We start from the raw sequence: 20,785 nt of genomic DNA on the forward strand, positions 1-20,785 counted from the left end.
GGCGGCGGGGCTTAAAGGCTGGCGGCCCAGCCCCTGATTTTCAGGGGCGGGGGGAACTGCGCGACCAGCCCCCACCCACCCGCACCCGACAACGCACCCACCAAACACCCGGACCCGCAGGCGGCAAGCACCTGCGGGTCCGGGTCACACAAACGCGGTCAGGCCAGCGCCGGCGTCACGCCGCCTTGGGCGCGTTCACGTCCGCCGGCAGCGCCTTCTGCGCGACCTCGACCAGCGCCGAGAACGCCGTGGCGTCGTTGACGGCCAGCTCGGCGAGGATCTTGCGGTCGACCTCGATGTTCGCGGCCTTCAGACCCTGGATGAGGCGGTTGTACGTCATGCCGTTCTGGCGGGCCGCAGCGTTGATGCGCTGGATCCACAGCTGACGGAAGTCGCCCTTGCGCTTCTTGCGGTCGTTGTAGTTGTAGACCAGCGAGTGGGTGACCTGCTCCTTGGCCTTGCGGTACAGGCGCGAACGCTGACCGCGGTAGCCGGAGGCCGCCTCGAGGATCGCCCGGCGCTTCTTGTGGGCGTTGACTGCCCGCTTGACGCGTGCCACTTTTTACTCCTTGTAGCGGGGCCGTGGTTGTCGTCACACGACCCGAAATCGATGGGGTCCCGGTTCTGACGTACGTACGGCGCGCTGCGACCGGCCGGTCAGCCGGTCAGGCGCCGCCGCGTCACTTGCCGAGAAGCTTCTTGATCTTCGCGGCGTCGCCCGGGGCCATCTCGGCGGTGCCGGTGAGGCGGCGCGTCACGCGGGACGACTTGTGCTCGAGCAGGTGGCGCTTGCCGGCGCGCTCACGGAGCACCTTGCCGGAGCCGGTGATCTTGAATCGCTTGCTGGCACCGCTGTGCGACTTGTTCTTCGGCATAGCGCCGTTCTCTCCTCGTCAGTGGCGCTCCGGTGCCCGGTCGCGAAACCGGGCACGACGGAACGTCATTTCTTTCGGTTGACACCCTGGACGGGTGTCCAGGGGCTTCCCCCGGACTCGCGTCCCGGGGACTTACGCCTCCGCAGGCTCCTCGGCCGGAGCCGTCTCGACGTGTTCCACGTCGGACTGTCCGGCGTCGGTCTGCTCGGCGGCGTTCTGCGACTTGCCAGGGTTGGCCTTCGCTTCCGCCTTCCGGGCTTCCTGCGCCTGACGGGCCTCGGCCATCGCCTCGGTCTTCTTCTTGTGCGGACCGAGAACCATGATCATGTTTCGGCCGTCCTGCTTCGGGTTCGACTCGACGAACCCGAGCTCCTCGACGTCCGAGGCGAGCCGCTGCAGCAGTCGGTAGCCCAGCTCGGGCCGGGACTGCTCGCGACCACGGAACATGATCGTGATCTTGACCTTGTCGCCCTGCTTGAGGAACCGGACGACGTGACCCTTTTTGGTGTCGTAGTCGTGCGGGTCGATCTTCGGCCGGAGCTTCATCTCCTTGATGACCGTGTGCGCCTGGTTCTTGCGCGCCTCACGGGCCTTCATGGCCGACTCGTACTTGAACTTCCCGTAGTCCATGAGCTTGCAGACCGGCGGACGGGCGTTCGCGGCCACCTCGACCAGGTCGAGGTCGTACTCCTGCGCAAGCTCCAGGGCCTTGGCAAGCGGAACAATTCCGACCTGCTCGCCGCTGGGACCGACAAGTCGCACCTCGGGAACGCGAATCCGGTCGTTGATGCGGGGCTCGGCGCTGATGGATCCTCCTCGGTAGCACCACACGACGGTCTGGCGGACCGCCGCGTCATGTCTGGTTGACATCAGGACCAACCGTCGGGACCCATGAAAAATGCCCCGGACAGGACACAGGCGGGGCTCCATGTACTGCCGGAGCACCGCCGCGGTGTCCCGCGGGGCGCAATATCGGACGACTCCACCGTCCGTACGGAACGGTGGGGGCCGTCTGACCGGGTGACCTGCCGTCCCGGAGGGCGGTCAGGTGGGAGTTCGGAGCCTCCACTTGCGGGCCGGGCACACAGGTGTCCAGCCGGTCTTTGACACAACCATACCGGGTTCAAACCCGGCGTGCCAATCGAGCTGCGGCCGCCTCCCGCAGGTCGGGGCGTACGCGCCGGGGCCTATCGTGTGGGGCATGAGTGAGACCCCTCCTGAGAACCCCGACTTCGACTCGATGACCCGCGACATCGCCGAGGTCCCCGCGGTCGAGGTGATCGTGACGGTCGCCGTCAACCTGATGAGCGCCGCCGCGGTGAAGCTCGGTCTGACGGAGGAGGGCGACAAGTACAAGGACCTGGACGAGGCCCGCAAGCTGGTCACCGCCCTCGCCGGCCTGCTCGACGCGTCCACGACCGAGATCAGCTCCTTCCACGCGGCGCCGCTGCGCGACGGTCTGAAGTCGCTGCAGCTGGCGTTCCGCGAGGCGTCGGTCGTACCGGACGAGCCGGGCCAGGGGCCGGGCGAGAAGTACACGGGCCCGGTCTACGGCTAGGACCCTTGCCGCCCACCTGGCGGCCGGTACCCGCGCCCGCGGCTGACGGCGGCGCTCGCACCCGCCTGCTACTCCCGCACGTACAGGGGCTCGCCCGGTGGTGTCGCCCCGGCCGGCAGCAGGGCCAGGTCGAGGCCGCGGACCAGGCGGGCCCGCAGTGTCTCGTCGGCGGCGAGGCGGCCCGCGACGGACCGCGCGGCCTCGGCCGGGTCCGCGGACGGGTCGAGGACGAGGGCGAGGGTGCCGTCGGCCTGTCCGGGACCGAGGTGGGCACGGAGCACGGCCGGCTCGGCGGCGACGGCGGACCGTACGGCGTCCCGGACGGCGGGGTCGGCGAGCGGGTCGGTGGTGGTGCGCCCCTCGGCCAGCGCGAGCAGGGCGGGACCGGTCAGTTCGTAGGTGACGGGACCCGCGAGGTCGAGGACGATCGTGTCGGCCTTCTCGTGCGCGGCGGCCCGCAGGGCCTGGTGCAGGGGTACGGCGACGGGCCGGGCCGCGGGGTCCCAGCGGGCCAGGGAGTCGGTGGAGGTGAAGGCCGGCAGGGCGGTGCGGCCGCCGGCCTTCAGGGTGGGGACGGCCATGTCGCTGGTCTTCTCCCGGCGCAGCCCGTTCTCGTCCACCTCGACCTCGCCGAGCACGGCCACGACGGGCACGAGCAGCCGGGCTCCCCCGAGGGCTTCGAGGACGGGGCCCACGGCCGTCCGGTCCTCGGACCAGGCGGCGAGCGCGGCGCTCAGCCGGGGGTCCGCGGAACCGTCGTCGTCGGAGAAGCCGGGGTCGGGGATGTTCTTGTTCGCCACGGTCGTCGACCCTATCGGGGCAGGTCCCCCGGGCGTCCGGCAGGCCGGAAACGTGACGGTCACCTTCCTCACGGTTTCCTCAGCCGTCCCTGACCGGGATTTAACAACCGCCTCACCACACGCACAGCGCGGCGCAGCACCATCGCGGCATGCCGTCGTCCAGAGCCCGTCGCCGCGCCCGCCCTGCCGCGCGCCGTCCACTCCCCCACCTCGCGCTCGCCGTCCTCGTCCTGGTCGGCGGCACGGCCGCCGGGTCGGTGTACATGAGGGCCCGGGCGCTGGACGGCGCGGGTTCCGCCGTATCGTCGTCGGCGTCGTCGCCGGTGACGCCGACGGCCTCGGCCTCCACCGCGCCGGAGGCGGACATGGTCGCTGAGGAGGCTTCGGTGGAACCTGTGGCGGCGCCCGCGGTGGACCACGACGCGCTGCTCGCGACGGCGCTGGCGGAGGTGACCGTCGAGGACGGGGCGGCCGTGTCCGTGGCGGTCCTGGACATGGCGTCCGGGGAGTCGGCCCGGTACGGGGACGCACGCTTCGAGACCGCGAGCATCGTCAAGACGGACATTCTGGCCGCCCTGCTGCTGCGGGCGCAGGACGCGGACCGGCAGCTCACCGCGCAGGAGCGGACGTACGCCTCCGCGATGATCCAGGACAGCGACAACGCGTCCGCGACGGCCCTGTGGAAGGCGATCGGGCAGGCGGACGGCCTCGACGCCGCGAACGAGCGGTTCGGGCTGACGGACACCGAGGGCGGCGACGGTCTGTACTGGGGTCTGACCCGGACGACGGCGGCCGACCAGCTCACCCTGCTCCGGCAGGTGTTCGGCGACGACGACACGTCCGAGCTGAGCGCGGCCTCGCGGGCGTACGTCCAGGAACTGATGGGGCACATCGCCCGGGGACAGGACTGGGGCGTCTCGGCGGCGGCGACGGGCGGGGCCGAGGGGTCCGGGTTCGCCCTGAAGAACGGCTGGCTGCCCCGTACCGCCACCGGGCTGTGGGTCATCGACAGCATCGGCCGGGTGACGGTGGAGGGGCGGGCCTGCCTGGTCGCGGTGGTGTCGAACGGCAACACGACGAAGGCGAAGGGGATCTCGCTGGTGGAGGCGGCGGCGCGGGCGGCCGTCTCGGTGTTCGGAGAGGGCGCGACGGGCGGGGCGGGTGCGGCGGGCACCTCGTAGGCGCTCCGGTGTCAGACCACGTACTCGTCGGGCCGGCCGCGACCGCGTCCCCGCCACACCATCACGGCGGTGACCAGCAGGAACACTCCGAGTCCGCCCGCGACGGGAGCGGCCCAGCCGGCGGTCGGCTCCTCCTTCTCCACCGGGTCCGGTCCGGAGCCGAAGTACTTGCCGCCGTAGGAGGCGGTCTTGAGGTCGTCGGAGGTGAGAGCGGCGCCCTCCCGGATGGCTGCCGCCGGGTCGACGAAGCCGAAGCCGCGCGAGTCGTCGCGGCCGCCGACGGGGGCCTCCCGGGCGGTGTCCTCCAGGAGGCGTTTGACCTGGGCGGGGGTCAGGCTCGGGTGGGCCGCCTTGATGAGGGCGGCGGCACCGGAGACGAAGGCCGCGGCGGCGCTGGTGCCCCAGCCCTCGTAGTACTTGCGGTCCGGGTCGGCGATGACGACGTCGACGCCGGGGGCGCTGACGGTGGCGTACCAGCGGCGGGTGGAGAAGGGGGCGCGGTCGCCGTCCTCGTCGACGGCGGTCACGGCGATCACCCCCGGGTAGGCGGCCGGGTAGGAGATGTGGTCGCCCTTCGCGCCGCCGTTGCCGGCCGAGGCCACGACGATCGAGCCCTTCGCCAGCGCGTACTGGACGGCGGCGTCCTCGGAGGGTTCCGGGTGGGCGGACTCGGAGTCGTCGCCGAGGGAGAGGTTGATGACGTCGACGTCCTGGTCGGCGGCCCAGCGGATGCCTTCGGCGAGGGCGTTGCCACGGGTGCTGCGGGCCTTGGAGCGGGCCGGGTCCTTGTCCTCCAGGATGACGCGGACGGGGAGGATCTTCGCCTCGGGAGCGATGCCGAGGACGCCGTCGGCGTTGTTCACCCCGTGTCCGTGTCCGGCGATGATCCCGGCCATGGCGGTGCCGTGCCGGGCCCACGGGCGGTCGCCGCGCGAGGCGCCGAAGCCGACCATGTCCTTCGTCGGCAGGATGTTGCCGGCCAGGTCCGGATGCTCGTCGTCGACGCCGGTGTCGAGCACCGCGACGGTGATGCCCGCTCCCTTCGTCGTACGCCATGCCTCCTGGGTGTGCATCGCCTCCAGCGCCCACTGCTGGTCCCGGATGCCGTCGGCGTGCGCGGCGGTGGACGGCAGGAGGGCGAGGGAGGCGGCGAGGGGGAGGCTGAGCAGGCCGAGGCGCGGGCGCCGGGCCCGGCGGGCGGGGTGCGGGTGGACGGTGTCCTGCGCCGTGACGGTGGTCCTGGCGGTCCCGGGTTCGCCGGTGTTCATGAAGGCTGCTCCGTGGCGGACGCGGCGGTCCGGCGCAGACCGCGTTCGATGCGGTCGGCGAGGCCCTTCGCCTCGTGGCCGAGACCGGACTGGGCGGGGGCGGTGGTGGCGCCGGCCTTCATCGCGTCCTCGGCCGGCTGTGGTTCGGTGACGGTACGGCCGTCGGCGAAGCCCGAGACGGCGTAGACGACGACGGGGACGTCGGTGAGGACGGAGATCGTCCAGGAGGCCCGTTGGTCGTCGCCGAAACCGGCCGCGACGGTGTCCTCGGCCGCGTACGGCCGCGGCATGAGGTCGGTGCGGCGGTCGAGTCCGTCCTTCGCGAAGCGGTTCCTGAGCGCGGTCATGGCGGCGGCGTCGGACTTGGTGAACATCAGGCCGACGGTGGTGACGTTGCTGCGGGTCGCGTCGGTGTAGGTGGCGCGCAGCAGCCGCAGACAGCCGGCGGGGGCGAGGACCTTGCGCAGCAGCGGGTCGAAGGCGTCCGCGCAACCGCTGTCGGGCGAGACGGCGATCCGGGTCCAGGTGCGGTCGGTGCCACCGGGCCCGGCACCCTCGCCCCGCACGGTGGGCGGGAACAGCTCGTCGACGGGTACGCCGTGCCACAGCTGCCCGGCCATCGCGAAGGTGTCACGGGAGCCGTCGGCCCCGGGGTCGCCGGTGAGCCAGCTCCCGGCCGCCGCGCCTCCGATGAGGCCGACGCCGAGCACCACGCACAGGGCCACGGCAGCCGCCCGCGCCTTGGTGGGCCGGGGCTTGCGGCTCCGGGCGCCGTACGGCTCCGGATGGGTCCACGCCGAGGTGTCGGGTTGCGCGAACGTCACGAAGGGGCGTCCGGCAGACGCGCCGATGACGCCGTCGAGGGCTTCGGCGGAGCGCCGGGACGCGCCCGACGGAGGCTGCCAGGTGCCGGGACGCTCGGGTGTGAGCGGCCGCGGGTGCGGGGTGCCCTCGGGGCCCCGCGCCTCGGGCGGAGGGCGGCGCAGGGGCGGCGCGGCGGGAGCGGGGGGACCGGAGAGCGGGACGGCACCAGCGGATGCCGTCCCGGCGTTGCGGGGTGCCGGCTTCTGGGGCTGTCCGGCCGGGCGGGTCGACGTGCCGCCGGGGGTGGAGTCGGAGGGGCGGGTCGGACGGCCGTCCACGGAGGGGGCCGAGGGGCGGGTCGGACGGCCGGCGGAGGACGACGGGCTGGAGGGGCGCGGGGGCGCGCCGTCGGTGAAAGAGGCCGCGGGCCGGGCGGGCGCGCCGCCGAAGGGGCGCGGCGATGCCTCGCCGGCGGGGGCGCCGGACGGCCGGGCACCGCCCGTGCCGGAGGAGGTCGGACCGGAGGAGCGGGGCGGCGCACCGTCGGCGGGAGCGCGGGAAGGGCGGGGTGAACGGGCGGGGGCGCCGTCGGCGGCCGGGGCCGGGTCGGCGGGCCGCCGGCCGGTGGGCCGTGCGGCACCCGGGGACGGTGCGGGGCCGGAGGGGCGGGCGGGTCCCGGGAACGGCGCGGAATCGGAGGGCCCCGCGGGAGCCGTCCGCCGAGTGGTGTCCCGTCGGGTGGTGTCTCGTCGGGTGGTGTCTCGTGTCGACGGCGGGCCGTCGGGGAAGCGGGCCGAGGCCGGGGGTGGTGTGTCCTCCCGGCGGCCGGCGGCCGGGGGGTCGTCCGGGAAGCGGGCCGAGGCCACGGGCGGGGCGTCCGGGAAGCGTGTCGGAGCCGTCGAGGGAGCGTTCAGGAACCGGGTCCGGGCCGGCGGCGGGGCGTCCGGGAAACGGGCGGAGGCGGCCGGGGGCGGTGGGGTGGCCGGGGTGCCGCCGTGCTGGCCGGCGGTGCGCCGGAAGTCGGAGAAGCGCGGGTGCTCGCCACGCTGCGGGGCGGTGCCGTCGTCCGCGGCGGAAGCACGGGTGGGGCGCCGGCCGCCCGGCGGGGCGGCGGAGTCAGGCGCCGAGGTGCGACCGGTCATGGCCTGGCCGGCAGCCCGCGCGGGAGCCGGGTCCGCCACCGCCTCGCCCGGCCCGCGTACGGGGTCGGGTCCCGCCGCCGCGCCGGAGCCGCGTACCGGGTTCTGTCCGGCTGTCGGCCGGGAGCCTCGCGGCAGGCCGCCCTGACGGGCCGTCGGGTCGGAGCCGTGCGGACGGGAAGGTGCGGGTCCGCCGGTGGAACTCCGGCCGCTGTCCGGGGTGCTCGGCGCATCGGCCGTGCCGGGGTGCCGTAGTACGTTCCGGAGCCCGTCCGGCGTCGACGCGGGCGCCGAGGACGGGCGGGGCGGAGTGCCGGGCCGCGCGGGTGCGGGCGTGAAGGGCGGCCGCTGCGGGTGGCGCGGCACGGTCGGGCCGTTCCCGGCCGACGGCGCGCGGTCCGGGCGCGGCGGAGGGGCCGGGGAGCCGCCTGCCGGGCCGGAGCCGAACAGGGAGCCCGGACCGGACGCACCCGGCCCGGACGGACGCGTGCCCGGGGCGGACGGACGCGTGGTCGCGCCCTGCGGAGGGGTGGTCGAGGCGGCGGAGCCCGGGGGCGGCGGGCACGTGTCCGCCGACTCGCTCTGAGACCCGGTCCCGCTCGACGGGGGCCGAGGCGGAGTGCCCGGTGGTGCGGCCGGCGGCATGACCGTGGGCTCGTGGTCCGGCGGTATGGAGGGGCGGGGCGGGACCGGTGGGCGTGGGGGGAGGGAGGCACGACGTGCTTCCGTGCTCATGCACCCCCCGTTTCCTCGTCCCGTGCGACCCGGAGGCCGTCCGGGCGTCCGACCGCCCGTGGGGAGCGGTCGTCACGCGTACCCGGGACGCGCCCGCCGACGGTCCCCGTCACCACGGGCAAGCCATACCCGCGGCAGCGGATCGGCATCCCCGTCGAGGCGGTCCCTGCGTGCGCGTCACTCTACGGGTTGGCCCCCGTCGAACGGGAACCAGTCCGTCGGCCCGCGGCTTCTGCCCGGAACGTCCCCCTACCCTGCGGTAATCATGTCTGGCAGGCTTCGTGCATGACTGCGCGCGCCGCCGACCGGGCCCGGTACGACCGGGCCACAGCTCATCTCGACGCCCCTCTGGCGATCGTCGACCTGGACGCCTTCGACGCGAACGCCGACGACCTCCTGCGCAGGGCCGGCGGCAAGCCGATCCGCGTCGCGAGCAAGTCCGTTCGCTGCCGGGCCCTCCTGGAGAGGGTCCTGGCCCGTGACGGCTTCGAGGGCATCATGTCGTTCACCCTCGCCGAGTCGCTGTGGCTGGCCCGCTCCGGATTCGAGGACGTGCTCCTCGCCTACCCGTCGGCCGATCACGAGGCCTTCGCCGAACTGGCGGGCGACCCCAAGCTGGCCGCCGCCGTCACCGTCATGGTCGACGACCCCGCCCAGCTCCAGCTGATCGACAACTCCCGGCGAGGCGGCACCGAAGTCGTGCGCGTCTGCCTGGAGTTGGACACCTCGCTGAAGCTGCTCGGCGGCCGGGTGCGGGTCGGGGCGCGGCGCTCCCCGCTGCACTCCCCCGCGCAGGTGGCCGACATGGCCCGCGCGGTCGCCGAGCGCCCGGGGTTCAAGCTGGTCGGGATCATGGCGTACGAGGGCCATATCGCCGGTGTGGGTGACGCGGTGGCGGGGCGGCCGCTGCGGTCGCGGGCCATCCGGATGATGCAGGCCACCGCGAAGAAGGAGCTGGCCGCGCGGCGGGCCGAAGTGGTGCGTGCGGTACGGCGGGTGGCCCCGGACCTGGAGTTCGTGAACGGCGGCGGCACGGGCAGTGTGCAGCACACGGCGGCGGAGGACTCGGTCACCGAGATCGGCGCCGGCTCGGGGCTCTACGTGCCGCGTCTCTTCGACAACTACACCTCGTTCAGCGGGCGTCCGGCCGCGCTGTTCGCGATGCCCGTCGTACGGCGTCCTGGTGTCGGGGTCGTGACGGTCCTGGGCGGCGGCTACCCGGCCTCCGGCGCGCCGGGCCCCGACCGGCTCCCCGTGCCGTATCTGCCCGAGGGGCTGAAGTACGACCCGCAGGAGGGTCCCGGCGAGGTGCAGACCCCGCTGCTGGGGGCGCCCGCCGACGATCTGCTGCTCGGCGACAAGGTGTGGTTCCGGCACGCCAAGGCCGGCGAACTGTGCGAGCGGTTCGACGTGCTGCACCTGGTCGAGGGCGACGAGGTGACGGCGGCCGTGCCGACGTACCGCGGCGAGGGCCACACGTTCCTGTAGCCGGGGGCGGCGGGGGCGCCGCCCGGTCTCAGGAGGGGCCGAGGCTGCTGCCCACTCCCCCGCCCGTCTTGGAGTCCGTGTCCTTGTCCTTGTCCGTGTCGCCCACCGCGCGGATGCCCTCGACGATCTCGTCGATGTCGTCGAGCGGTGGGCCGTCGTCGCCCGCGTCGAGGGCGAACCGGACGAGGACCGGGGCCTCGGAGCCGCTGCTGGAGGGGAAGACGAGGGACTGGACGTAGCCGCCGGGTCCGGCCCCGGTCGTGACGCGCCAGCGCACGTAGTAGCCGGCGCGGCCCGCGACGGCGACCGAGCCGGAGCCGACGACCTCGTGGCCGGTGATGCCGTCGTAGGGGCGCCGGTCGAGTTCGTCGCGGTCGTAGGCGTCGTCGGCCGCGTCCTCGATGTCGTTCTCGGCAAGGATCTTCGGGGAGGTCTCGGCGCTGCCGGTGACGGTCCGCGAGACGACCGTGCCGTGCCGGCACAGGCCGTTGTCGCCGGGACAGTCGTAGATGCCGTCGTCCGTGACCAGGACCGCGTCGTCCTCGGCCGATCCGTCGCCGTTCTCCCAGCCGTCGGGGACGGGGAACGTGATGCCGTTGAGGTCGTCGGTGACGACGTCCGGGGCGCCGGTGGGGGACGCGGTGGCGGGCTTCGTCGGGGTGGGGCTGTCGTCGCCGTCGGGGCCGGAGGCCGGTGAGGTCGGCGCGGTCCTCGTCTCCCGGCCGCCGTCCCCGTCGCCGCCGAGCAGGAGGACGCCGCCCGTGACCGCCCCGGCGACCAGGACGGCACCGGCGGCGGCCAGCGCCACGGCCCTGGTGCGGCCGAGGCCCGCGCGTGTGGGCGGCCCCGGCGGGAGCACCGGCGGCGCGGACTGCTCCGGCTGGCGCCGGTGGTCGGTCCACGCGGTCCCGTCCCACCAGCGTTCGGTGAGCGGGTAGGACGGGTCGCGGTACCAGCCGGGCGGCGGCGAACTGCTCATCCCGGCACTTTAATCACACCGGCCGATCCGGTGGTCCGGCCACCGGGGTGCGCCGTCCGGAAGGTGCCTAGAGCGGGGTGACGTACGCGCCCGAGATACCGCCGTCGACCAGGAAGTCGGTGGCGTTGACGAACGACGAGTCGTCGCTGGCGAGGAACGCCACGGCGGCGGCGATCTCGGTGGCCTCGGCGAACCGGCCGACCGGGATGTGCACGAGCCGGCGCGCGGCCCGCTCCGGGTCCTTCGCGAACAGCTCCTGCAGCAGCGGGGTGTTGACCGGCCCCGGGCAGAGCGCGTTGACGCGGATGCCCTCGCGCGCGAACTGCACGCCCAGCTCCCGGGACATGGCCAGCACACCGCCCTTGGAGGCCGTGTACGAGATCTGGGAGGTCGCGGCGCCCATGCGGGCCACGAAGGACGCGGTGTTGATGATCGAGCCCTTGCCCTGGCTGCGCATGTAGGGGATCGCGGCCTTGCAGCACAGGTACACGGAGGTGAGGTTGACCTCCTGGACCCGCTTCCACGCCTCCAGTCCGGTCTCCAGGATGGAGTCGTCGTCGGGCGGCGAGATGCCCGCGTTGTTGAAGGCGATGTCGACGCTGCCGTAGGTGTCGAACGCCGCCTTGAACAGCGCGTCGACCTGCTCGGCATCGGTGACGTCGACCTTGACGAAGAGTCCGCCGACCTCCTCGGCGGCGGCCTTGCCGCGCGCCTCGTCCAGGTCGCCGCAGACCACGTGCGCGCCCTCGGCGGCGAGGCGGCGCGCGGTGGCGAGACCGATGCCGCTGCCGGCACCGGTGATGACGGCGGTACGGCCGACCAGGCGGCGGCAGGTGTTTTCCGATGTCACTGTGCGGAGCCCTCCGTGCTGATGAAGACGTTCTTGGTTTCGGTGAAGGCGGTCAGGGCGTCCGGGCCGAGTTCACGGCCGATACCGGACTGCTTGAAGCCGCCGAAGGGGGTCCAGTAGCGGACGCTGGAGTGGGAGTTGACGGACAGGTTGCCCGCGCGGACGGCCTGGGAGACGCGCAGCGCGCGCCCGACGTCCCGGGTCCAGATGGAGCCGGAGAGGCCGTAGGGGGTGTCGTTGGCGAGGCGGATCGCGTCGGCCTCGTCCTCGAAGGGGAGGACGACGGCGACGGGACCGAAGACCTCCTCGGCGGCCACCGGCGCGCCGGGCCCGACGCCGGTGAGGACGGTCGGCGGGAACCAGAAGCCGGGGCCCTCGGGGACCTTGCCGCGGATGCCGGGCGCGTCCGGGTCGACGTACGCGCGGACGCGGTCCAGCTGGACCCGGGAGATGAGCGGGCCCATCTGGGTGGCCTCGTCGGCCGGGTCGCCGACCCGGACGGACTCGATGCCGGGGGCGAGGAGGTCGAGGAAACGGTCGTAGGCGGAGCGCTGGACGAGGATGCGGGTGCGGGCGCAGCAGTCCTGTCCTGCGTTGTCGAGGAAGGCCATGGGGGCGGCCGCGGCGGCGGCCTCCAGGTCGGAGTCGGCGAAGACGATGTTGGGGCTCTTGCCGCCGAGTTCGAGGGTGACGCGCTTGAGCAGGGCCGAGCCCTTCGCCAGCACCTGCTTGCCCACGGCCGTCGACCCGGTGAACACGATCTTCGCGACGCCGGGGTGCTCGACCAGGGCGTTGCCGGTGACGCGGCCGTGGCCGGGCAGTACCTGGAACAGGCCCTCGGGGAGCCCCGCCTCGCGGGCCAGTTCGGCGAGGCGCAGCGCGGTGAGCGGTGTCGTCTCGGCGGGCTTGAGGAGCACCGCGTTGCCGGCCGCGAGCGCGGGGGCGACGCCCCACGCCGCGATGGGCATGGGGAAGTTCCAGGGGGCGATCACCCCGACGACGCCGAGCGGTTCGAGGAAGGTGACGTCGAGACCGCCGGCCACCGGGATCTGCCGGCCGGTGAGCCGCTCCACGCCGCCCGCCGCGTAGTCGAGCAGGTCGCGGACGTTGCCGGCCTCCCAGCGGGCGTTGCCGAGGGTGTGTCCGGCCTCCCGGACCTCCAGCAGCGCCAGCTCCTCCAGGTGCTCGTCCACGGTCACCGCGAAGCGGCGCAGCAGCCGGGCACGGTCGCCGGGGGCCAGGGCGGCCCACTGCCGCTGGGCCTTCGTCGCCAGGGTGACGGCGGCGTCGACGTCCGCCGCCGTGGCGGCCGGGACCGTGGCGACGACCTCCTCGGTGGCGGGGTTCAGTACCTGGAGCTGGTGCTCGTACTGCACGGACTGCGGGGACTGCAGGGACTGCTCGGACAAGACAGGGCCTCTCACAGCGGGTGCGTCACGGGCGTGCTCGGTGACTCACGAGGTGCTCGGTGACTCACGAGGTGCTCGGTGACTCACGGACGTACTCGGCGGGCTCATGGACGTGGTCCGTGGCTCACAGACGTTCGAAGGAACGGCGCAGCTCCCAGTCGGTCACGGCGGCGTCGAAGGCGGCCAGCTCGACGCGGGCCATGTTGGCGTAGTGCGCGACGACCTCCTCGCCGAAGGCGGCCTTGGCGATGGGGCTGTTCTCCCACAGCTCGGCGGCCTCGCGGAGGGTGGTCGGCACCTGGTCGTACCCGGCGGCGTACGCGTTGCCCGTGCACACCTCCGGCAGTTCGAGCTTCTGCTCGATGCCGTACAGGCCGGCCGCGATCAGCCCGGAGACGGCGAGGTGCGGGTTGACGTCGCCGCCGGGGAGCCGGTTCTCGAAGCGCATCGAGCGGCCGTGGCCGACGACCCGCAGCGCGCAGGTCCGGTTGTCGTACCCCCAGGCCACGGCGGTGGGCGCGAAGGAGCCCGGCTGGAACCGCTTGTACGAGTTGATGTTGGGCGCGTACAGCAGCGAGAAGTCGCGGAGCGCGGCGAGCTGGCCGGCCAGGAAGTGGCGCATGACCTGCGACATGTCCTGACCGTCGGCCATGGCGTTGCCGCCGTCGGCGTCCGCCAGGGAGAGGTGGATGTGACAGGAGTTGCCCTCGCGCTCGTTGTACTTCGCCATGAAGGTGAGCGAGACGCCCTCCTGCGCGGCGATCTCCTTGGCGCCGGTCTTGTAGACCGCGTGCTGGTCGCAGGTGACCAGGGCCTCGTCGTACTTGAACACGATCTCGTGCTGGCCGGGGTTGCACTCGCCCTTGGCGGACTCGACGGTCAGCCCGGCGGCCTCCATCTCGTTGCGGATGCGCCGCAGCAGGGGCTCGATGCGGCCGGTGCCGAGGACCGAGTAGTCGATGTTGTACTGGTTGGCCGGGGTCAGGCCCTTGTAGCCGGCGTCCCAGGCCTGCTCGTAGGTGTCCTTGAAGACGATGAACTCCAGCTCGGTGCCCACGTTGGCCGTGTAGCCCAGTTCGGCGAGGCGCTCCAGCTGGCGGCGCAGGATCTGGCGGGGCGCGGCGACGACCGGCGAGCCGTCGTTCCAGGCGAGGTCGGCGATCAGCATCGCCGTGCCCGCGTTCCACGGCACCCGGCGCAGGGTGCTCAGGTCCGGGTGCATGGCGAAGTCGCCGTAGCCGCGGTCCCAGGAGGACATCGCGTAGCCGTCGACGGTGTTCATCTCGGTGTCGACGGCGAGCAGGTAGTTGCAGCCCTCGGTGCCGTGGGCGAGGACCTCGTCGAGGAAGAAGCGCGCGGCGAACCGCTTGCCCTGGAGGCGCCCTTGCATGTCGGGGAAGGCCAGGACGACAGTGTCGATCTCACCGGCCGCGACGAGGGCGTGCAGCTCCTCGACGGTGAGCGGGGGTGTGCGGTCTGCCACGGGAAAGCCTCCTAGGGGCTTCTTCGGCCACCCCGGAGGCATTCAGCCATCCGGGAGCCATAAGGTATTACCCGTAACCATTAGTTGGGAAGGGGCAACGTCCACATGTCGCAGACAGGGGCGGAACCGGGCACTCCCTGGGCCGACGACCGGCTGGCGTCCGTACTGCGGCCGGTGCGGGCCGGCAACGGCTTCGAGGAGGCGCTGGAGCAGATCCTCCAGGTCGTCCGGCTCGGCCTGGTGCCGGGCGGCGAACGGCTGCCGGCGGAACGCGAACTGGCGGAGCGGCTCGGCATCAGCCGGGTGACGCTGCGCGAGGTGCTCAAGGTGCTGCAGGACCAGGGGCTGATCGAGGCACGGCGCGGGCGGTACGGGGGCACGTTCGTGCTCCCGCGCGTGGCCACCCCGGGCGAGGACGAGCTGCGCCGCCGCCTGAAGGGCATCGACGTCGAGGACACGCTGCGCTTCCGCGAGGTGCTGGAGGTGGGCGCCGCGGGACTGTGCGCCGCACACGGCCTGACCAGCGCGGAGATAGACCGGCTACGGACGGCCCTGGCCCGCACGCACAACGCGCCGCTCACGGAGTACCGCCGCCTGGACACCCTCCTGCACCTCACCATCGCCGAGCTGTCCGGCTCCCCGTCGCTCGCGGGCCAGTACGCGGCCGTTCGCGCCGGGGTGAACGACCTGCTGGACTGCATCCCGCTGCTGGTACGGAACCTGGAGCACTCCCAGCAGCAGCACACGGCCCTGGTGGAGGCCGTGCTGGACGAGGACGCCGAGGCGGCGCGGGAGATCATGCGGGAGCACTGCTCCGGCACGGCGGCCCTGCTGCGCGGCTTCCTCGGGTGAGCCGAGGCACTCGGACGAACATCCCGAATGAGTACGGTTTTACGCTCGCTTAACGCAGGGGTATTGCTTTTCGGCCACCCACCCCACAAAGGTATGGATCCATTCCTTTGAGTGGGGAGAGTGCGCCATGTCCCTGAAAGACACGGACACCGCCGATGCGGCGGACGACTACCTGGAGCGCCGGACGCTCCGCCGGGGCAGGGCCGGCTGGGTGCTGCTGACCGGCCTCGGCGTCGCCTATGTCGTCTCCGGCGACTTCTCCGGCTGGAACCTCGGCCTCGCGGAGGGCGGCTTCGGCGGTCTGGCGATCGCCACGGTGCTGATGGGCACCATGTACGCCTGTATGGTCTTCGCCCTCGCCGAACTCTCGGCGATCCTGCCCACGGCGGGCGGCGGTTACGGCTTCGCACGCCGGGCGCTCGGCCCGTGGGGCGGCTTCCTGACCGGCACGGCGATCCTGATCGAGTACGTGCTCGCCCCGGCCGCCATCGTGATCTTCATCGGCGACTACGTCGAGTCGCTGGGCCTGTTCGGCCTGACGTCGAGCTGGCCGGTCTATCTGTTCTGCTTCGCGTTCTTCATCGCCATCCACCTGTGGGGCGTCGGCGAGGCACTGATCGCGAGCTTCGTCGTCACCGGCTTCGCGGTCTTCGCCCTGGTCGTGTTCGCGCTGGGCGCGCTGCCCGACTTCAGCGTGGCCGCGCTCGACGACATCCCGGTCGACACCTCGGCGTACGGAGCCAGTTCATGGCTGCCGATGGGGTTGCTCGGCATCTGGGCGGCGTTCCCGTTCGGCATGTGGTTCTTCCTGGGCGTCGAGGGCGTGCCGCTGGCCGCCGAGGAGACCAAGGACCCGGCCCGGGCGCTGCCCAAGGCGATCCGCTGGTCGATGGGCATCCTCGTGGTGCTGGCGGTGATCACCTTCTTCGCCGCGGCCGGGGCGCGCGGCTCCGCCGCCATCCAGGACGCCGGCAACCCGCTCGTCGAGGCGCTGCAGCCGGACGGCGAGGCCACCCCGCTCAGCCTGTTCGTGAACTACGCCGGTCTGGCCGGCCTCGTCGCCTCGTTCTTCTCCCTGATCTATGCGGGCTCCCGGCAGCTGTTCGCCCTCTCCCGGGCCGGATACCTGCCCCGGGTCCTGTCCCTCACCAGCAAGCGCAAGGCCCCCTACCTGGGCCTGCTGGTGCCGGGCACGATCGGCTTCGCGCTGGCCACCGCCACGGGTGACGGCGGCCGGATGCTGAACATCGCCGTCTTCGGCGCCACGATCAGCTACGCGCTGATGTCCCTGTCGCACATCGTCCTGCGCCGCCGGGAGCCGGAGCTGGAGCGGCCGTACCGCACACCGGGCGGGGTGCTGACCTCCTCGGTGGCGCTCGTCCTCGCGTGCTCGGCGCTGGTGGCGACCTTCCTGGTCGACGTGACGGCCGCGGTCATCGCGCTCGTCGTGTACGCGGTGGCGGCGGCGTACTTCGGCCTCTACAGCCGCAAGCACCTCGTGGCGAAGGCACCGGAGGAGGAATTCGCCGCGCTGGCCGCCGCCGAGGCAGAGTTGGCGCGGGACTGACCGGGTGCCCGGGTACCCGGGTGCCACGGGTACCCCGGGTGCCGAGTCCCACGAGTAGTCGTACAGGTTCCACGAGCAGGGAGCGAGCAGGCGTGACCAGGCCGCTGATCGGTGTGAGTACGTATCTGGAGTCCGGCGCGCGCTGGGGTGTGTGGGAGCTGGAGGCGGCCCTGCTGCCGGTCGGCTACCCCCGGCTCGTACAGGCGGCGGGCGGCGTCGCCGCGATGCTGCCGCCGGACGACCCGGCGTACGCCGCCGACGCGGTCGCCCGCCTCGACGGCCTGGTCATCGCGGGCGGGCCCGACGTGGACCCGGCCCTCTACGGCGCCGAGCGCTCCCCGCGCTGCGGCCCGCCCGCACCGCGGCGCGATGCGTGGGAGCTGGCCCTGATCCGGGCGGCGCTGGACACCGGCACGCCCCTGCTCGGCATCTGCCGCGGCATGCAGCTCCTGAACGTCGCGCTCGGCGGCACGCTCGTCCAGCACCTCGACGGCCACGTCGTCGAGGTCGGCGTCTTCGGCCGCCACTCCGTGAAACCGGTACCCGGCACGCGGTACGCGGACATCAACGCCGAGGAGACCGACGTCCCGACCTACCACCACCAGGCGGTCGACCGCCTCGGCACAGGCCTCGTGGCATCGGCCCACGCCTCGGACGGCACGATCGAGGCCATCGAACTCCCCTCCCCCGCCTGGGCCCTGGGCGTCCAGTGGCACCCCGAGGTGGACGAGGACACCCGAGTGATGCTGGCCCTGACGGAGGCGTCGTCCTGTCGGGTGATCTGATTCTCCGCCCCCCTTCCCCCGGGAGATGAGCCGCAGGCCGTTTCCCCGGGGCGCTGGAACTGCGCGATCAGCCCCCGACGAACCCGCGGACGAGGGGAAGGGGCGCAGCCCTTGGTGCGGGGACGGGTAGCGGCGAGGGCGAGGGAGTGCCGACCTCAGCCGGCCGCAGGCCCGCGGGTCAGGCCCAGCAGGTCGCGGGCCGGGCCTGTGGGGCGGTGGCCTGTGGGCCAGACCGCGCGGAGGGAGCGGCGCAGGCGTACGCCGTGGACGGGGACGCTGACCAGGCGGCGCGCGGAGAGTTCCTCGCCGACGGCCAGTTCGCTCAGGACCGCGGGTCCGGCGCCGCTCAGCGCGGAGGACTTCACCGCCGTGGTGGAGGAGAGCTCGATCAGGGGGCGCGCCAGGCTGCCGAGCGCCCCCTCCAGGACCTGTCGCGTCCCGGAACCCTTCTCCCGGAGGATGAGTGGCGTGGCGGCCAGTTCGGCCGCCTCCACGGGCTTGCGGCGGCGCGCCCAGGGATGGCCGGGCGCGGTCACGACGATCAGGTGGTCGTGCGCGATCACGGCCGCGTCCAGCCCGGCCGGCACCGTGGGCCCCTCCACGAACCCCAGGTCGGCCTCGTCCGCGAGCAGCCGCTCCGCGACGACCGTCGAGTTGCCCGCGAGGAGCGACACCGCCGTGTCCGGGCGGGCGGCGCGCAGCGCGATGAGCCAGCCGGGCAGCAGGTACTCGGCGATGGTCATGCTCGCCGCCACCCGGAGCCGGGAGTCGCGCCGGTCCCGCAGCGCCTGTGCGCCCGCGTCGAACGCCTCGGCCGCTTCCACGATCCGCCGGGCCCAGTCGGTGACGAGAGCCCCCGCGTCGGTGAGCCGGGACCCGCGCGGGGACCGGTCGACCAGGGCGACACCCAGTTGGCGTTCCATCGAGCGGATCCGGCTGCTGGCGGCGGGCTGGGTGATGCCCAGCTCCCGCGCCGCCCGCCCGAGCGAGCCCAGCCGGGCCACGGCCAGCAGCAGTTCGAGCGCCCCGAGATCCGGCACCCGATGGGCCAGCCCGCCCCGCCCCTCGCTCTCGCTCATAACCCCAGCTTATGCCCCCATACAACCGGACTCCCTGGCGGGCCCCGCCCGGCGGCGCGACGCTCGGCACATGGCCACCGCAGTCCGCCCCGTCCACCCCACTCGCCGCCCCTCCACCACGCAGCTCGGCGTGCGCCCCGGCGCACGCCCCCGCTTCCCCGCCCTGCGCCACTTCGGCCCCCACTGGTACGCCCCGGTCATGGGCACCGCGATCGTGGCCACCGCCGGCGCCGGGCTGCCCCTGGACGTCCCGGGAGTGCGGGCGGCCTGCGCGGCGGTCTGGGCGCTCGCGCTCCTCGCCCTGGTCACCGTGGTCTGCGCCCGCGCCCTGCACTGGATCCACCACCGCGACCAGGCCCGCGCCCACCTCCTCGACCCGGCCGTCGCTCCCTTCCAGGGCTGCCTCTCCATGGCCCTGCTGGCCGTCGGCGGCGGCGCCCTCGTCGTCGGCCGGGACTGGACCGGGATCCGCGCGGCTCTCGCACTGGACGTCGTGCTCTACGGCGCCGGCACGGTCACGGGCCTGGTCGTCGCCGTCACCGTGCCGTACCTGATGATCGTCCGGCACCGGATCGACCCGGCCGGAATCACCCCCGTCCTGCTCCTCCCCCTCGTCGCGCCCATGGTGTCCGCCGCGCTCGGCCCGCTGCTGGTCCCGTATCTCCCGGCCGGGCAGGCCCGGCAGACGCTGCTGCTCGGATGCCTGGCCCTGTTCGGGCTGAGCCTCCTGGCCACGCTGCTCGTGCTGCCGCTGGTGTTCGGCCGGCTGGTCACGGCGGGACCACTGCCGCTCGCCCTCACACCGAGCCTGTTCCTGGTCCTCGGGCCGCTCGGGCAGTCGGCCACCGCCGTCACCCACCTCGCCGACGCGGCCCCCGGCACCGTACCGGCCCCCTACCCGCACGGCCTCACCGTGTTCGCCGTCCTCTACGGGGTGCCCGTCCTGGGCTTCGCGCTGCTCTGGCTGGCGCTCGCAGCGGCCCTGGTCGTGCGGGCCCGGCGGCGGGGCATGGGCTTCTCCCTGGCGTGGTGGGCCTTCACCTTCCCGGTGGGCACCTGTGCGACCGGCGCGCGGGGGCTGGCGCGGCTCACCGGGCTCGTCGCCCTGGACGCCCTCGCCGTGGCCCTGTACGCGCTGCTGCTGGCCGCGTGGGCGACGGCCGCCGTGTGCACCGCGCGCGGGCTGGTCAGCGGCGAGCTGCTCGCAGCGCCGCGCCCAGCACCCCCGGAGCCTCGGCCAGCGACGGCCCGTACCAGGTGAGATGGCGCCCGCTGACCAGCGCGCACGGCAGCCCCGGGAACGCCTCGGGACCGTCCTCGGCAGTGAAGCGGTACGGCTCGTCCGGCAGCACCACGACGTCCGGCGCGGCGGCCCGCAGCTCCTCGACGGGCACCCGGGGATAGCGCTCCGCGTGCTCGGCGTACAGATGGTCCACGCCGAGCCGCGCGAGCACGTCGCCGGCGAAGGTGTCCCGGCCGAGGACCATCCAGGGCCGGCGCCAAACGGGCACCACGGCGGTCGCACGGGGGCCAGGGCCGGCCACGGCATCCGGCGGCACGGCCCACGCCGACTCCGCCGCGTCCAGCCAGCCCGGCCGGGACCGGGCTCCGCAGGCCCGCAGCACCCGGTCCAGTTCGAGGAACGCACCCGGCACGTCGCGCACCTCGGTGACGAGGACCTCCACGCCCGCCTCGCGCAGGGCGGCGAGATCGGGCTCGCGGTTCTCCTCCTCGTTCGCGATCACGAGGTCGGGGCGGAGGCGGGCGATGACGTCGGTCTTCGGGTTCTTGGTGCCGCCGACGCGTACGACGTCGAGATCACCCGGGTGGGCGCACCAGTCGGTGGCGCCGACCAGCACGCCGGGCAGCGAGACGGCGACGGCCTCCGTCAGGGACGGGACGAGCGAGACGACACGGGGCACGGAGCGCACGG

The 20,785-nt window shown here is 73.6% G+C and carries 20 protein-coding genes; 8 read left to right on the forward strand and 12 right to left on the reverse strand.

Features of this window, described 5'->3' with window-relative positions:
* Positions 1-175: 175 nt before the first annotated feature.
* The 3 genes from rplT to infC all read right to left on the reverse strand — a co-directional run bounded on the left by rplT (position 176) and on the right by infC (position 1,745).
* Complete coding sequence (gene rplT, locus ACFU5F_RS33380; protein WP_005485307.1) at positions 176-559, reverse strand: 50S ribosomal protein L20; 384 nt, start codon at positions 557-559, stop codon at positions 176-178.
* Between the two features lie 121 nt (positions 560-680).
* Positions 681-875: a 50S ribosomal protein L35 gene (gene rpmI / locus ACFU5F_RS33385; RefSeq protein ID WP_006374321.1), complete on the reverse strand. Its 195-nt coding sequence runs from the start codon at positions 873-875 to the stop codon at positions 681-683.
* 132 nt (positions 876-1,007) lie between these two features.
* Positions 1,008-1,745, reverse strand: a complete 738-nt coding sequence (gene infC, locus ACFU5F_RS33390; protein WP_383895517.1) for a translation initiation factor IF-3 — start codon at positions 1,743-1,745, stop codon at positions 1,008-1,010.
* A 331-nt stretch (positions 1,746-2,076) separates the two neighbouring features.
* Between infC and ACFU5F_RS33395 the strand changes: the two genes are divergently transcribed.
* Positions 2,077-2,433, forward strand: coding sequence for a DUF1844 domain-containing protein (locus ACFU5F_RS33395; RefSeq protein WP_037701706.1), 357 nt, complete (start codon positions 2,077-2,079; stop codon positions 2,431-2,433).
* 68 nt (positions 2,434-2,501) lie between these two features.
* Here the strand turns inward: ACFU5F_RS33395 and ACFU5F_RS33400 are convergent, their stop codons facing one another.
* The gene (locus tag ACFU5F_RS33400; protein WP_383895520.1) at positions 2,502-3,233 is read right to left on the reverse strand and encodes an SseB family protein; all 732 of its coding nucleotides are present in this window, start codon (positions 3,231-3,233) and stop codon (positions 2,502-2,504) included.
* A 149-nt stretch (positions 3,234-3,382) separates the two neighbouring features.
* Between ACFU5F_RS33400 and ACFU5F_RS33405 the strand changes: the two genes are divergently transcribed.
* The gene (locus ACFU5F_RS33405; protein ID WP_383895522.1) at positions 3,383-4,414 is read left to right on the forward strand and encodes a hypothetical protein; all 1,032 of its coding nucleotides are present in this window, start codon (positions 3,383-3,385) and stop codon (positions 4,412-4,414) included.
* An 11-nt stretch (positions 4,415-4,425) separates the two neighbouring features.
* On the opposite strand, the gene mycP is transcribed toward ACFU5F_RS33405, so the two are convergent.
* Together mycP and ACFU5F_RS33415 are read right to left on the reverse strand one after the other, a co-directional pair.
* The gene (gene mycP, locus ACFU5F_RS33410; RefSeq protein ID WP_383895525.1) at positions 4,426-5,682 is read right to left on the reverse strand and encodes a type VII secretion-associated serine protease mycosin; all 1,257 of its coding nucleotides are present in this window, start codon (positions 5,680-5,682) and stop codon (positions 4,426-4,428) included.
* The gene (locus tag ACFU5F_RS33415; RefSeq protein ID WP_383895528.1) at positions 5,679-7,628 is read right to left on the reverse strand and encodes a hypothetical protein; all 1,950 of its coding nucleotides are present in this window, start codon (positions 7,626-7,628) and stop codon (positions 5,679-5,681) included. Before ACFU5F_RS33415 ends, mycP begins: the two co-directional genes overlap by 4 nt.
* A gap of 193 nt (positions 7,629-7,821) precedes the next feature.
* Between ACFU5F_RS33415 and ACFU5F_RS33420 the strand changes: the two genes are divergently transcribed.
* Both ACFU5F_RS33420 and ACFU5F_RS33425 read left to right on the forward strand, forming a co-directional pair.
* Entirely contained in the window at positions 7,822-8,211 is a 390-nt protein-coding gene (locus tag ACFU5F_RS33420) for a hypothetical protein (RefSeq protein WP_383895531.1), read from the forward strand.
* 434 nt (positions 8,212-8,645) lie between these two features.
* Positions 8,646-9,848: an amino acid deaminase/aldolase gene (locus ACFU5F_RS33425; protein ID WP_383895534.1), complete on the forward strand. Its 1,203-nt coding sequence runs from the start codon at positions 8,646-8,648 to the stop codon at positions 9,846-9,848.
* A 28-nt stretch (positions 9,849-9,876) separates the two neighbouring features.
* On the opposite strand, the gene ACFU5F_RS33430 is transcribed toward ACFU5F_RS33425, so the two are convergent.
* From ACFU5F_RS33430 to ACFU5F_RS33445, 4 genes are all read right to left on the reverse strand, one after another.
* Positions 9,877-10,827: a DUF2510 domain-containing protein gene (locus tag ACFU5F_RS33430; RefSeq protein WP_383895537.1), complete on the reverse strand. Its 951-nt coding sequence runs from the start codon at positions 10,825-10,827 to the stop codon at positions 9,877-9,879.
* Positions 10,828-10,894: 67 nt separating this feature from the next.
* Positions 10,895-11,677, reverse strand: a complete 783-nt coding sequence (locus tag ACFU5F_RS33435; RefSeq protein ID WP_383895540.1) for a 3-oxoacyl-ACP reductase — start codon at positions 11,675-11,677, stop codon at positions 10,895-10,897.
* Entirely contained in the window at positions 11,674-13,053 is a 1,380-nt protein-coding gene (locus ACFU5F_RS33440; protein ID WP_383895605.1) for an aldehyde dehydrogenase family protein, read from the reverse strand. The genes ACFU5F_RS33435 and ACFU5F_RS33440 overlap by 4 nt, the downstream gene beginning before the upstream one ends.
* A gap of 157 nt (positions 13,054-13,210) precedes the next feature.
* Positions 13,211-14,569, reverse strand: a complete 1,359-nt coding sequence (locus tag ACFU5F_RS33445) for a glutamine synthetase family protein (RefSeq protein ID WP_383895543.1) — start codon at positions 14,567-14,569, stop codon at positions 13,211-13,213.
* Positions 14,570-14,674: 105 nt separating this feature from the next.
* On the opposite strand from ACFU5F_RS33445, the gene ACFU5F_RS33450 reads away from it, so the two are divergent.
* The 3 genes from ACFU5F_RS33450 to ACFU5F_RS33460 all read left to right on the forward strand — a co-directional run bounded on the left by ACFU5F_RS33450 (position 14,675) and on the right by ACFU5F_RS33460 (position 17,773).
* On the forward strand, positions 14,675-15,421 hold the full coding sequence (locus tag ACFU5F_RS33450) for a FadR/GntR family transcriptional regulator (protein ID WP_383895546.1): 747 nt from the start codon (positions 14,675-14,677) through the stop codon (positions 15,419-15,421).
* A 127-nt stretch (positions 15,422-15,548) separates the two neighbouring features.
* Positions 15,549-16,988 (forward strand): ethanolamine permease, encoded by a 1,440-nt coding sequence (gene eat / locus ACFU5F_RS33455; RefSeq protein ID WP_383895549.1) that lies wholly within the window; start codon positions 15,549-15,551, stop codon positions 16,986-16,988.
* 92 nt (positions 16,989-17,080) lie between these two features.
* The gene (locus tag ACFU5F_RS33460) at positions 17,081-17,773 is read left to right on the forward strand and encodes a gamma-glutamyl-gamma-aminobutyrate hydrolase family protein (protein ID WP_383895552.1); all 693 of its coding nucleotides are present in this window, start codon (positions 17,081-17,083) and stop codon (positions 17,771-17,773) included.
* A gap of 155 nt (positions 17,774-17,928) precedes the next feature.
* On the opposite strand, the gene ACFU5F_RS33465 is transcribed toward ACFU5F_RS33460, so the two are convergent.
* The gene (locus tag ACFU5F_RS33465) at positions 17,929-18,852 is read right to left on the reverse strand and encodes a LysR family transcriptional regulator (RefSeq protein ID WP_383895554.1); all 924 of its coding nucleotides are present in this window, start codon (positions 18,850-18,852) and stop codon (positions 17,929-17,931) included.
* Between the two features lie 70 nt (positions 18,853-18,922).
* Here ACFU5F_RS33465 and ACFU5F_RS33470 point away from each other — a divergent pair, with 70 nt between their 5' ends.
* Positions 18,923-20,113 (forward strand): TDT family transporter, encoded by a 1,191-nt coding sequence (locus ACFU5F_RS33470; RefSeq protein WP_383895557.1) that lies wholly within the window; start codon positions 18,923-18,925, stop codon positions 20,111-20,113.
* Here ACFU5F_RS33470 and ACFU5F_RS33475 read toward each other — a convergent pair.
* Positions 20,040-20,783 carry a helical backbone metal receptor gene (locus ACFU5F_RS33475; protein WP_383895560.1) on the reverse strand — a complete coding sequence of 248 codons (744 nt, stop codon included), beginning with the start codon at positions 20,781-20,783 and terminating at the stop codon, positions 20,040-20,042. The two genes, ACFU5F_RS33470 and ACFU5F_RS33475, sit on opposite strands and share 74 nt — an antisense overlap.
* Positions 20,784-20,785 lie beyond the last annotated feature (2 nt).

Source organism: Streptomyces sp. NPDC057438, from assembly GCF_042802995.1.
Classification (GTDB): domain Bacteria; phylum Actinomycetota; class Actinomycetes; order Streptomycetales; family Streptomycetaceae; genus Streptomyces.

Coding starts and splice junctions, on each gene's coding strand:
- rpmI (WP_006374321.1), bottom strand. CDS start 875: ATGCCGAAGAACAAGTCGCACAGCGGTGCCAGCAAGCGATTCAAGATC.
- infC (WP_383895517.1), bottom strand. CDS start 1,745: ATGTCAACCAGACATGACGCGGCGGTCCGCCAGACCGTCGTGTGGTGC.
- ACFU5F_RS33395 (WP_037701706.1), top strand. CDS start 2,077: ATGAGTGAGACCCCTCCTGAGAACCCCGACTTCGACTCGATGACCCGC.
- ACFU5F_RS33405 (WP_383895522.1), top strand. CDS start 3,383: ATGCCGTCGTCCAGAGCCCGTCGCCGCGCCCGCCCTGCCGCGCGCCGT.
- mycP (WP_383895525.1), bottom strand. CDS start 5,682: ATGAACACCGGCGAACCCGGGACCGCCAGGACCACCGTCACGGCGCAG.
- ACFU5F_RS33415 (WP_383895528.1), bottom strand. CDS start 7,628: ATGACCGGTCGCACCTCGGCGCCTGACTCCGCCGCCCCGCCGGGCGGC.
- ACFU5F_RS33425 (WP_383895534.1), top strand. CDS start 8,646: ATGACTGCGCGCGCCGCCGACCGGGCCCGGTACGACCGGGCCACAGCT.
- ACFU5F_RS33430 (WP_383895537.1), bottom strand. CDS start 10,827: ATGAGCAGTTCGCCGCCGCCCGGCTGGTACCGCGACCCGTCCTACCCG.
- ACFU5F_RS33450 (WP_383895546.1), top strand. CDS start 14,675: ATGTCGCAGACAGGGGCGGAACCGGGCACTCCCTGGGCCGACGACCGG.
- eat (WP_383895549.1), top strand. CDS start 15,549: ATGTCCCTGAAAGACACGGACACCGCCGATGCGGCGGACGACTACCTG.
- ACFU5F_RS33465 (WP_383895554.1), bottom strand. CDS start 18,852: ATGAGCGAGAGCGAGGGGCGGGGCGGGCTGGCCCATCGGGTGCCGGAT.
- ACFU5F_RS33470 (WP_383895557.1), top strand. CDS start 18,923: ATGGCCACCGCAGTCCGCCCCGTCCACCCCACTCGCCGCCCCTCCACC.